Raw genomic sequence first — 12322 nt, forward strand, 5'->3', positions numbered from 1 at the left:
GTGTCAATATCGTGTCTTCTAATCTTTAATCAAAGTACAACGTAAAATATGTAACTGAAAATCAGAAGATTTTTCATTGTGTTTCGGCTGTTTGAGAAAATGAAAATCTTATGTCAATGAACTTTTTAGTTTCAAAAATTACTTTAAATTGAGTTTTATTTTTTGTGAGAACACTTTTCTCAGCTTTTTTTGATTTTTGGTAATAATTTAATCAATTTGAGTTTTTGTTAATTTTTACAACTCTATAAAATTAAATTTTTGTTATTTTTCCTGAAACCGAAATCTTTACTTTTATAGGGTTAAAAGTAAACCATCCTGTTTTTCCTGCACCAAAGCCTCTAATACTATTATAATATGGTTGATAATTATTATCCAACGAAGACTGTGAACATAGCCTAAATTCGTAGAATTTTGACGATAACTTTTGAATTCTATATAAATGCTCTTTAAAAATTTCATTATTAGGATTTTCCCAATTAATCTCATCATCATTTAAACCTAGTAAAAACATATCATTAATATGGAGAGTAGTGACAATTTCTTTTCCGTCTGTTGGCAACTTGTATGCTGATTCACCAGTCCTTTTGCGTTCAACAACTGTCCAAAATGTCACAACTTCTTCTTTTAAATTTTCTTTTTCATCTTTGTAAATTAATACATGATGATTATTTCTAGGATTCACCCATTGATTTATATTTTCTTTTAGTTTTTCTGCCCCTCCGATATTTTCTTTCACTCTTACTTTCAAAATTGGAACTGGATCTCCATTTTTGTTTGGCAAAAATATTTGAGGCTGATTTATTCCGTTCTCGTCAACAACAAAAAATGTATTTACAGGAACTTTACCTTTTACAAAACCACCTAATTCTTGAACTCGTTTTAATATTAAAAAACGTGTGGTTTTATCTACTACTTTATCAATTTGTTTGGCAGTTTCTAAACTATCAATCGATTTTCTTACATGAAATGCTTCTTCTCCATTAAAATTCCTTTTTCCAAAAACAGTTTCTTTATGCAATTGACCTCTTGCTGCAATACCTACATTTTTATATTTAGCACCATTTTTCTCTGAAATATGAGTCCTTACCGTAATATCATTTGATATTCTTTTATGGGAAACCAAAATACTGTTAATTGCTTTTTCTGCATCATATCTAAAGGTCTCCCAAGGCATTGGAAATTCTTTTAATACTGAGTTTCTATTATACCTATTCCAGTTTGATAATTCTTGAACATAGGCGGTTTTAGTACAAGCCATTACTAAAGCATCAATAGCATGGTGTCTATGGTCTTCTCTCGATTTTATATTTTCATCATTCAAAATAGTATTCAACCCCCATTTATGTCGAAGATTTGAAGTTGCTTGACCAGGGGAAACAATTATTTTTTTACAAACTTTTGTGAGGTAATTTTTTGCTTCTTTACTTATATAACGTGTGTCATTTAGTTGCCTAGAAGTAAAATCATCATCGAATTTTTGCTGTATAAATCGCTTGAATTTTTGGTACGCTGTTGGATATTCTTTAGTGTCTGAAAACAATTTTAATGCACGTTCTTTTATAGCTGACCAGTTGTTCTCATCAGAACCATAAAATTCAAAAGGTGTTTTGTTTGCTTTTTCTCTATTTTCGTCAGCATAGCATAATGTTTTATTTGAAAAACTATCATTTAACGAACGACTCCAAGGATGTATATGTTCAATTTGTATTTCGCCTGAAAAAAGTTGTTTCACAGATATTGCATTACCTGTATAGGGACATGTTTTTTTACATTCTTCCCAAAGTTTAAATTTTAAAATATTATCATGTGATAAATTGGTATATTTTAAAACTTCCGTTTTTACTCTATCATTTTCTTTTTCTAAGCGCTTTTGGTCTCTTCGGATTTTGTTGCGCTGAGATTTCGATATTTTTAAATCACGAGCCATTTCTACTTTAATCTGATCAATCTGGCCGTTATCGTCGATTAATTCGTTTACTAATTTTCGCAGTTCAAATAATGCAGTTATAACAATAGGATTACGAATAGCTTGTATTTCTTTATCAGCATCTTTGCCCAATGGAAGTTTTTCAAGAAGTTTTGAAACATCGATTGTTGCTGAATGATGGTACAATTTCTTCATTTGATTTTCTGTCAGATTGTAATCATTTAGAAGAATATCCTTGATTATAGTAATAAATCCGCCTTTAGTTTTTGAGCGAACTATACCTTCAATATTATCAATCAAAAAGTTTCTTTTTTCATGTGATATTTTTTCCCAATCTGCACCAAAAGTATTTTTAATACCACCCATAACAACTGCAACATCATAAGTGAAACCAATTTGCAGAAAGGGTAATATATTATTTATTGCTTTTTTACTTAAATTCGCATAACCATCTTTTACATTAAATTTCGAGATTGCTTCAGCTTGTTCTGCTGTGAAATTCCATTTTTTTATTGCATATTCTTTAACGTTAGATTTGCTATCAAAAAAGTATAAAACATGCCAAATATCATCTTGTTTCTTTTCTGAAAATTCGAACCATTTTTTACCAAAGAATTTTTTATTGGATAGGTTTGAGATGGTATGTGTGCCAACAATTTTATCATCATCCTTATAATTAAATTTGAATTCCGCACTTTCTTTTCCTAGTACTTTTCTAATCTTTTTAAAATCAATCTTTTCATTAGCATACAGAAAACCTACTACTATTTCTTTTTGTTCTTGGGATATTTTGCTTCCATTATATTCTACAGTATTTACCCATTGCCAAACTCGAAATTGTTCAAAAGCAATTGCACTAATTGGTGATTTGGTTTTTGAAGTTTCAAATGAACAATTGCCAACTAAATGCTTTTGAGAGCGCAAAGGGCGTTGATGAAAAATAATACCATCTTCTTTATAGCCATCTATCTTCCTCCCTCCCAGCAAGGTTTTTAAATTTTCATTTAAGCTAGAATGGTACTGTTTTTGGCTTTCCCAAATCACTTCAAATTCATCAACATACATTTTACGGGTTGTATATCTATTCCGAATACGTTCTAAACCATCTTGAAAAAGTTCATTTTCTTTGGGGTAAATATCAAATAAATAAGCACCTAATGTTTTATTCTCGATTTTTTCCTGAGTTTCTGTTATACCTATTTTGCCATCTTTTACGTTACCCTTAAAAATTGCTCCATCCTCACTACCACCTTTCCTGCTATTGCTTAAAAACCCACGTCTTTGAATTAAATGATAAAAAATTCTACCGATTTCTTCTAGACTAAGTTTTTCTATTAAAGCTTTTTGTCTAAGTTCATAAGGATTTAGTGCAAACCATACAGCTAATTTTTCTGAAGGAAATTGTTTTGTCTTTTTCCAATCTATAAAATCCATTTCAACCAACGGACACATATTATTCTCCGAAAGTGCTTTTAGCAATATTTTTTTTCTAAGTCTTTTTCTGAAAAATTGTCTCCTAATACCTCGTGCACCTGTTCTGCTTGCATTTTTAGACATCTCATTCTCCCCATCACCCAAATTCTCAACACCCATTGGAAATATTCTACTTCCAATACCTAAAATTTTATTTTGAACATCGTCTATTAAGGCCCAGCCAATACTATTTGTCCCTAAATCTAAACCTAAAATTTTTGCCATTTTGCCCTACACTTTATAAAAAATAAACTTATAAATAAATTGTTGTAGTCCTTTACAGAAAAGCGTACTTTTTTTTAAAAGTATTTAACTATCTTCGTTACTAGATTAAAACTTCTAATCTTTAATCTTATCACAATAAGGCTATATGCCGTAGGTGAAAACCTTTTGTCCTGCTTCGGTGGGACTTTTTTTTGTGATTCATTCAATAGAAAACCTCAAATAAACAGGTAAATGATCCGATAACTTTCTAGCTTTATCTAGATTTCCGCAAACTCCTACAAAATCTATAACCTTTGCTTCTTGTTTGTTAATATTCTTAGAATAGAAAATATTATCAATAGCATAATTTAAATAGTCATTCTGGTCGCAAGTTCTTTTTATAGTTGTTTTCTTGCCAGTTACTGCAGCTTTAAAGCCACTTTTTTTTAGGTCGTTAAAAACAGCTTTATTCTGATCTACGTTAAAATCCCCAGCAATGAGCATTGAAGAATTCGAAGAATTTTTAACATACTCTGTAAGTGCTTTTATTTCACTTTCAGGGTCTTTATCAAAAGGTCTTGAATGAAAATTAAGCACAGTAAACTTTTTTGTGCCCAAATAGAAATCTAATAAAAAAGGCTCTCTATCTATTAGAGAATCTAACTCCTTTATTAATCTACCTCTGTTTTTTATTTTAATATCCCTTGTTTTCCAAACAAATGCATAGCGCTCCGTTACATACTTTGAACTATTAGTAGGGCTACTAATTACATAATCCCACTTACTCCCTTTTCTATTTAATATATCTGTCAATTTCGCTACTGCTTGCGCGCCACCATAACCTGCAACAACTTCTTGTATTGCAATAATATCTACATCACGAAGAATTTCAGCAATTTCATCTAATTCTTCTCTACTTTTTGTTTGTCCAAAATCTTTAATATTCCATGACGCTAAACTGATTTTAACATCTTGCGAGTATCCCTTGAAAGCACTGAAAATAAGAAGTATAAGGAGTATTTTTTTTAGCATTCCATTTTTATTTAAGTCCTAAAAATAAATAAAAAGTGGTCATAAACATTACGTGAATCTATAATACAAGTATAACTTGCCTTATTAGAAAAAAGGTTTTAAATCATTTTGAGCCAAATAAAATCACTTATTAGCTCAATTAAATCGTATATTTGAGCCGAATAAGACATTTAATCGGCTCATGAAGTACAATTGGCAACAAAAAGATTGGAGAAAATTTCAATATGAAACTACGTCTATTGAAGGCTTACTCTTTGAATTTGCAGAACGTACTGGACGCATAAGTGGTATTCTAGAGGGGCTCCCAGAAGCTATGCAAACTGAAACTATGATTAATATGATGGTTTCTGAGGCTATAAAAACCTCCGAAATCGAGGGGGAATATTTAAGTCGTAAGGATGTGATGTCTTCCATCAAGAGAAATTTAGGATTACAAACAGAATTACCACAATCCAAAGATAAAAAAGCGGAAGGCATTTCTGAGCTTATGATTGCTGTTCGAGATAGTTTTATGGAGCCTATAAACACTCAAACTTTATTTTCATGGCATTCGATGTTGATGAAGGGCTCAAAAAATATTGCAATTGGAATATGGCGAAATCATGAAGAACCCATGCAAATTGTTTCCGGTGCATTAGGTAGAGAACTTGTACATTTTGAAGCTCCACCCTCGAAAAAAGTAGCTGCGGAAATGAATGCTTTTATAACTTGGTTTAATGATACGTCACTAGTCGGTAGAAATGCCATTAAAAAACCAATTATTAGAGCTGCAATTGCGCACCTCTATTTTGAATCTATCCATCCATTTGAGGATGGTAATGGAAGAATTGGTAGAGCAATTTCTGAAAAAGCATTATCACAAAGCATTCAAAGACCAATTTTATTAAGTTTATCAAGAACTATTGAACAAGATAAAAAAGCGTATTATAATGCCCTACAATCTGCTCAGCGTTCTAATGAAATTACACCCTGGATCATCTATTTTGCCAAAACAGTTTTAAAGGCTCAAATACAAACAGAGAAAGAAATTGAATTTACCTTAAAAAAAGCTAAATTTTTCGACCAATTTGAAACAGCACTTAATGAACGTCAATTAAAAGTAATCCGAAGAATGTTAGAAGAAGGTCCTGATGGTTTTGAAGGCGGAATGAATGCAACAAAATATATGGGTATAACAGGAACTTCAAAAGCTACTGCAACAAGAGATTTACAAAATTTGGTTGAACAAAATATTTTTATTCCTATTGGTGGCGGAAGAAGTTCACGTTATCAAATATTGATTTAGAGTCGTACATTAATTTATTTGGCGAAAGATATAGAAACCTAAACTTACGATGGAAACAAAAACAATACAAATTACAGAAATTTCTGCGGATGAATTAACAGAAATAATTGCCGAAAAGCTACTTGTTAAAATTGAAGATTATTTGAATCAAGTAACTAAATCGGATCCAGATATTTTATTAACTAGGCAAGAAACGGCAAACTATTTCAAGGTAAGTTTACCAACATTATACCAATGGGCTAAAGATGGAATTATTAACCCAATTCGAATAGGAAATCGCATATATTTTAAAAAGCAATCCATATTAAATCTTATTGAAAAACAAACCATATCCTATAATATTAACAGAAAAAATTAATTTTAATTATTTAATCTGAAAAGAAGTATTCCCAACTAAAGAATCAAATTAAAAGACTTATTTATTCTAACTAAAAATATCTCTAATTTTATTGATATTAAGCTAAGGAGGGAATAGCAAGAGGGTGACACGCTGCGCGATGTCACTAGTTTTCAATTCCCTCATATACAGCATTTTACAAATTATTCAAATCCTCAATTTCTCACAGTTTGCGACAAATCAGCTTAAAACCTCAGTAAAATGGCAATTATTTGCGACAAATCATGTAATTGTAACACATTTTTAACCATAACAGTATAGGCTTATTAAGCAAGTCCAAAACTATAAACCGTTTTAATCCTCACCCTATTTCCTTTCATTACATTACAGGAAAAAAGGTTCGTCTAAAAGTCTTGAACACAAGCCAAAAAGTAATTTGAGTTTATATGTTTTTTCTGGAAAATTCCTTTTTGACTTACGTTCGCTTGTTCAACTTTTTAGTGAACTTTATACGTTTTGCATTTCAATAACTTGTCGCTTAGTATTCTTTGAGTCCCTTCCCTTTTTGATTCTAAATGAACAGTATTTAAAATTAGCGGGCGCATAAAACAGATGGCGCTGCCCTCCTATTTATAGCCCTTTCCTAATTTTAAATCCTTTATATAATCTATATCAAAAAGGGAATGCGATTGGCTCTGAAAGAAGTAAATAAACTACAGGACAAATCCTATTTCATTTGATCTTTTTTTGCGCTCTATTGAGACTTTAAAAAAGGAAAATGCTCTTGGTTAAAAAAAGTAAATGAATTTTTAAAGGATAAATACCAAACTTGAATTAGTAGCTCAATTTGTAAATGCAGACAAATCTTTAAGCATTATTTGTATATCGCTCCATAAGCCCTTCCATGTCCTCACCAATTTTTTTATCCAAAACCTTAGCATAATGTTGGGTGGTTTTAATAGAAGTATGACCTAACATTTTACTTACTGACTCTATAGGAACGCCATTTGAAAGCGTAACCGTTGTGGCAAAGGTATGGCGTGCTAAATGTGTTGTGAGGTTTTTAGTAATTCCACATAAAAGTGCAATCTCCTTTAAATAGGCATTGGATTTTTGATTGCTCAATACTGGAAGCATATTCAATTTATCCAATACCAATGGATGCGCTTCATATTTCTCCAAAATAGACTCCGCAGCTGGCAATAAAGGAATGCTACTACGGGTATTTGTTTTCTTCCGTTTAGTTTTTATCCATCTACGCCCATCCATTCCCAATAAAATATCATCTGTTTTGAGCTTCTCTACATCTGCATAAGCCAATCCTGTATAGCAACAAAAAAGAAAAATATCTTTGACTTGCTCTAAACGGTGAATTGTAAAAGTTTTCTTCTCCAGTGTATTAAGTTCCCTTTGAGTTAAAAATTCTCGTTCTATTCGTTTCCAACTCGCCTTCCAATGCACAAATGGATCTTTGGAAATCCAATCATTGGCAAAAGCAATACGTATAATTTTTTTAAAATTTATGATGTATTTAATTGCCGTATTATGGACGCACTTCTTTTGCGACTTTAAATAATATTCAAACCCAGTTATAAATTTATGATCTATATCTTGTACTGGAATATCAGATTTCTTGTATTCTTTTTTAAGGTAATTCTCAATATGTGCTTTACAAGTTTTATAACGTTGCAATGTGCCTGCTGAATATTCTTTTCCTACTAATCGAGAAAGATCATCGTTATGCTCTTGAAATAATTCAACTACCATTTTAAGCTTTTCATCTCTGCCAGTATAGACATCTCGAATGTCTTTAGCCGTAAAAAAAATATCCTTTTCAATAAATCTACTGTGAATTTTATAAATGCTGCTGCGAATTCCATCCATATAGCGATTCAGTTCTCGCATATTTGTTGTAGCCCCAAATGCTTTTCCAGCATCAGAATTCCAATTATCAGGTTCTATACGTCTTTGGATATAACTTTCACTACGCTTACCAGAAACAGTAATACGAACATAAAGGGGTATTTTCCCTTGCTTGTCCATATCCCTTCTTTTCGGATAAAATAAGACTGAAAACTGATTTAGCATAATTACTCACCTTGTTACCTTTTTAAAGGTACACAAATTATGCAATAAAAAAAATTGTAAGTCCTACAAATACAGGCGTTTAGCACTAACTGGTGAGTAACTTTTTTCAAATAAATTACTCACCGCCACACTCACCGCGAGGGTCATTTTTTTTGATATTAAATGGTATTATTTGAAAATAAAAAAGCCCACAAACCTAATGTTTGTGGGCTTTTACTAAAATTTGAAAAAATTTTAGCGGTCCGGACGGGACTCGAACCCGCGACCCCCTGCGTGACAGGCAGGTATTCTAACCAACTGAACTACCGAACCGTTGCTTTAAGCGGTTGCAAATATACATCGCTTATTTAATTGCGCAAATTATTTTCATCAAAAAATACACTTAAAACTTAAAATAATATCAAAAGCAACTTTTATTGATTGCTAATCATTCAATATCAATAGATTACAAATTCATCTATCTTATATTATTTTACATCATTTAAAAAAAGAACATGACTTTTATTTTTAAAAGCTATAAAATCTGCTACACTTAATTGATTAGGGTATGGCACATAAAAATGACTTGTGGTGTGATTACGCCATAGCAACACCCAGCTAATTCCCGAATTTTCAAGAATTTCATCCAACACAACAGTCCACCAATTAGCATCCTCTACTTTTTCCAATCCAACTTCGGTAAGCGCAAAAGGCAACATTTTTTCATCTGCCACTTGCTTTAACACCTCTATATTTTTCTTTAAGTCTTTCTTAAATTCTTTAGCAGCTCCATGTTGATACATATCTAAACCCAACATATCTACATATTCATCTCCAGGATAATTGACCAAATACTCTTCAGCGTTGCCAATCATATTTGGAGCATATATAAAGAGCAAATTACTTGCCATGAAATCTTTTGTCAACAGATTAAAAGTATGCCTCCATAAGGCTTTAAATTCTTCTGGACTACAATTATGGTTTCCCCACCAGAACCAAAATCCATTCATTTCATGTAAGGGCCTAAAAGCAATGGGTATTAACTCGCCTTCGTCATCTTTTAGACTTAACATAAAATCGGCAATTCTTTTTATCCAGCTTTTGTAGATAAGCGCATAATCTCCCCCATCCAGTAACTGTTTTACCGCCGGAGTTGTATCCCAACTATCGCCTTTCGAAACAGGATTATCAGCATGCCAACTAATCGTTATTATTCCTCCATCGCGATGTGCTTTTTGTATAAGCATTTTCATTTCATCAAAAGGAACGCCATCAAGATTAAGTGAATTACCATGCTCTAATCGCCCAAGATCAAACCCGTATACTAATGGAAAATCACCCGCAACGCTGTAAACATCACTTTGATAATTTACTGCATCATTTCTCCAACCAATACCATAAGAGGTGGTGTCTTGATGCCCAAAAGCATAGCCTTTGCTAGTAATATTTTCTATTCTAGACTTAAGTGCAATCACCTGAGGCAATGCATTTTTATTAGCAAGAGACATAGCTTAATTATATGATTTTATTTATAGAAATTTTTGCCTTTCGGTCATGTAAGTATTTAATATACCAGAAAAATCTCTGCGTACATCAACTGGCAAGTATTTAATTTTATATTGTGCGCATTTTAATTTTAATTCCTCTTTATAGTTTAATACGCTTTTTTGATACGCATCTTTTACAGTATCTGCATATAAATTTATAGCTTCCCCTGTTTCCACATCTATGAAGCGCTGTGGTGTATTTTCAAAATCAAAATTCACTTCATATTTTTCATCCATTAAATGAAATAATACCACTTCGTGCTTGTTATATTTTAAATGGCGTAAGGCTTCAAAAAGCTTTTCATCCTCAGTCTCTGTTTGCAACATATCTGAAAATAAAAAGATAAGACTGCGACGCTTTATTTTTTCTGCAATTAAATGTAAATACGTATAGGTTTCTGTTCTGCTTTTAGGCCGCTGTGATTGTCCTATTTCATTTAGTTTAGCCAACAGCATTTGATGATGCCGCTCACTACCCTTCTCCGCACTATAATAATCATAAGTATCAGAATACACACTAAGCCCTACCGCATCACGTTGACGCTTTAAAATCGCCATTAAAGCCGCTATAGCCAAAACACCAAATCCTATTTTATTAAGATTAGCTATGTTTAAATTTTTAACTTCCGGATAATACATCGATGCCGAATTATCTAAAATCATATGACAACGAAGATTGGTTTCTTCCTCGTATCTTTTGGTATATAATTTATCGGTTTTTGCAAAAAGTTTCCAATCTATATGTTTGGTACTTTCTCCATTATTATAAATTTTATGCTCAGCAAATTCTGCAGAAAAACCATGAAAGGGGCTTTTATGAATTCCACTTATAAAGCCTTCAACAACTTGATTTGCCATTAACTCCAAGTTTTGGAATAATGTAGATTTATAAAGCTCTGACTGAATATTCATAGTTTAAAGATAATTAAATCTTAGGAAGTAATTAAAATAAGAACCCTTACTTATTTTAAGTTATAAGCAACAAAAAAATCCTGCATAAAGCAGGATTTTTTTTATATTCTAAATTCCTAAAAAGGAAATTGCTTTTTATTATAAAGCAGCATCAATTGCATCGGTATAGACTTTCTTTGGAGATACTCCTACTTGTCTACTAACAATTTCTCCACCTTTAAACACTAATACTGTAGGTATGTTACGCACACCGTATTTTGCAGCAAATTCTTGATTAGCATCAACATCTACTTTACCAACTACAGCTTTACCTTCGTATTCATTACTCACTTCGTCGATGATTGGTCCAACCATTCTACAAGGTCCGCACCATGCTGCCCAAAAATCAACTACTACTGGTTTATCACTTTTTAAGACTACTTCGTCAAAAGTTGCGTCTGTTATTTCTAATGCCATTTTGTTTGTATTTATAATTATGCAAATTTAGTCAATTATTAGACTTTTTCCTTACTAACGATATATTCGTTTTAATTATTATACTATCAATAAACTTGATGGTTATAAAAAAAGCCATTCAATTAACTTGAATGGCTGTGTATTTATTAATGTCATTATTTAATCATGACTTGCTTTGCAATCTTTTCTCCCTCGTCTTAATTCTATTTCTGTAACCGAACCATCTGCTGCGGTTAATGTTGCTAGGTTATCACAAGTTCCATCACCATAATCCAATACAGAAATTACTCCTGCATTTGTATATTGTTTTACACCCTGTGCAATAAATTTACACCCAGCTGGTCTAACCAAAGGTGTGGTAATTTCAGCAGTTATAACAATTCCATCGGCTGATGTATAAGAGCCAGAACCTGTTATAGTTATCTCATCGTCTTGATAAGTATCTGTATCACCACCAGCTGTAACCTCTCTAGTTCTAGTTCCAGTTTTTGTAATTGTACCACCATCCGTTTCTACAGTGATATTTATTGTTATTGTTCTCTCTGGATTACCATTGCTATTCTCAATTATTTTTGAATACGTTTTACTTCCATTAACAATATATCCATTAATAGTAAAATCAGTAAACGCTACAGACGCCTCGTAATTTCCAGATTCTTTTGTACGCGTCATGGTAATGGTACCAGACAATTCGTTGCCACGACGATCTTTACATCCTTCCTCAAAACTAATTATAACTGTTACTGTATTTTCATTTGAAGTTATTTCAAAAAAGGCACAGTCAGAAAAGTACCCTGAACGATCATAATGATTGCCTTTACCTGTAAAATCTGATTCATTAAAAAAATCATCAGAGTAAAAAATATTATCATCGATAATAGCATCTACTTCATCCACAGAAGCAACTAATGCCAAAGATTCTGTTGTACTTAACTCATTAAACGGAGTATCTGTTGTTTCTCCTTTTTGACACGACCATGCACTAAGTAAAATGAAGGCTAAACCAGCAAAAAAATTAATTTTTTTCATAAAATAAGGGATTTAAAATTTGTTCTTTTTAACTAAACAACTTAACTCCAAAT

General features: G+C 31.9%; 9 protein-coding genes and 1 tRNA gene. 2 read left to right on the forward strand and 8 right to left on the reverse strand.

Going from position 1 to position 12322, the window contains the following annotated elements; genetic code table 11:
* Positions 1-250: 250 nt before the first annotated feature.
* The gene (cas9, locus tag B8963_RS02260; protein WP_084059778.1) at positions 251-3625 is read right to left on the reverse strand and encodes a type II CRISPR RNA-guided endonuclease Cas9; all 3375 of its coding nucleotides are present in this window, start codon (positions 3623-3625) and stop codon (positions 251-253) included.
* Between the two features lie 198 nt (positions 3626-3823).
* Positions 3824-4636: an endonuclease/exonuclease/phosphatase family protein gene (locus tag B8963_RS02265; protein WP_084059779.1), complete on the reverse strand. Its 813-nt coding sequence runs from the start codon at positions 4634-4636 to the stop codon at positions 3824-3826.
* Positions 4637-4817: 181 nt separating this feature from the next.
* On the opposite strand from B8963_RS02265, the gene B8963_RS02270 reads away from it, so the two are divergent.
* Positions 4818-5921: a Fic family protein gene (locus B8963_RS02270; RefSeq protein ID WP_084059780.1), complete on the forward strand. Its 1104-nt coding sequence runs from the start codon at positions 4818-4820 to the stop codon at positions 5919-5921.
* Positions 5922-5970: 49 nt separating this feature from the next.
* On the forward strand, positions 5971-6279 hold the full coding sequence (locus tag B8963_RS02275; RefSeq protein ID WP_084059781.1) for a helix-turn-helix domain-containing protein: 309 nt from the start codon (positions 5971-5973) through the stop codon (positions 6277-6279).
* Between the two features lie 846 nt (positions 6280-7125).
* On the opposite strand, the gene B8963_RS02280 is transcribed toward B8963_RS02275, so the two are convergent.
* From B8963_RS02280 to B8963_RS02305, 6 genes are all read right to left on the reverse strand, one after another.
* On the reverse strand, positions 7126-8301 hold the full coding sequence (locus tag B8963_RS02280; protein WP_234989595.1) for a site-specific integrase: 1176 nt from the start codon (positions 8299-8301) through the stop codon (positions 7126-7128).
* 283 nt (positions 8302-8584) lie between these two features.
* Positions 8585-8658 (reverse strand) — tRNA-Asp (locus B8963_RS02285).
* A 155-nt stretch (positions 8659-8813) separates the two neighbouring features.
* Positions 8814-9833: a glycoside hydrolase family 26 protein gene (locus B8963_RS02290; RefSeq protein WP_084059783.1), complete on the reverse strand. Its 1020-nt coding sequence runs from the start codon at positions 9831-9833 to the stop codon at positions 8814-8816.
* Between the two features lie 21 nt (positions 9834-9854).
* Complete coding sequence (locus tag B8963_RS02295; RefSeq protein WP_084059784.1) at positions 9855-10784, reverse strand: DUF58 domain-containing protein; 930 nt, start codon at positions 10782-10784, stop codon at positions 9855-9857.
* Positions 10785-10922: 138 nt separating this feature from the next.
* The gene (gene trxA, locus B8963_RS02300; RefSeq protein WP_084059785.1) at positions 10923-11240 is read right to left on the reverse strand and encodes a thioredoxin; all 318 of its coding nucleotides are present in this window, start codon (positions 11238-11240) and stop codon (positions 10923-10925) included.
* A gap of 159 nt (positions 11241-11399) precedes the next feature.
* Positions 11400-12269 (reverse strand): hypothetical protein, encoded by an 870-nt coding sequence (locus tag B8963_RS02305; protein ID WP_084059786.1) that lies wholly within the window; start codon positions 12267-12269, stop codon positions 11400-11402.
* Between the last annotated feature and the right edge of the window lie 53 nt (positions 12270-12322).

Origin of the sequence: Cellulophaga tyrosinoxydans, from assembly GCF_900176415.1 — a bacterium.
GTDB lineage: Bacteria > Bacteroidota > Bacteroidia > Flavobacteriales > Flavobacteriaceae > Cellulophaga > Cellulophaga tyrosinoxydans.

Coding starts and splice junctions, on each gene's coding strand:
- cas9 (WP_084059778.1), bottom strand. CDS start 3,625: ATGGCAAAAATTTTAGGTTTAGATTTAGGGACAAATAGTATTGGCTGG.
- B8963_RS02265 (WP_084059779.1), bottom strand. CDS start 4,636: ATGCTAAAAAAAATACTCCTTATACTTCTTATTTTCAGTGCTTTCAAG.
- B8963_RS02270 (WP_084059780.1), top strand. CDS start 4,818: ATGAAGTACAATTGGCAACAAAAAGATTGGAGAAAATTTCAATATGAA.
- B8963_RS02275 (WP_084059781.1), top strand. CDS start 5,971: ATGGAAACAAAAACAATACAAATTACAGAAATTTCTGCGGATGAATTA.
- B8963_RS02280 (WP_234989595.1), bottom strand. CDS start 8,301: ATGGACAAGCAAGGGAAAATACCCCTTTATGTTCGTATTACTGTTTCT.
- B8963_RS02290 (WP_084059783.1), bottom strand. CDS start 9,833: ATGTCTCTTGCTAATAAAAATGCATTGCCTCAGGTGATTGCACTTAAG.
- B8963_RS02295 (WP_084059784.1), bottom strand. CDS start 10,784: ATGAATATTCAGTCAGAGCTTTATAAATCTACATTATTCCAAAACTTG.
- trxA (WP_084059785.1), bottom strand. CDS start 11,240: ATGGCATTAGAAATAACAGACGCAACTTTTGACGAAGTAGTCTTAAAA.
- B8963_RS02305 (WP_084059786.1), bottom strand. CDS start 12,269: ATGAAAAAAATTAATTTTTTTGCTGGTTTAGCCTTCATTTTACTTAGT.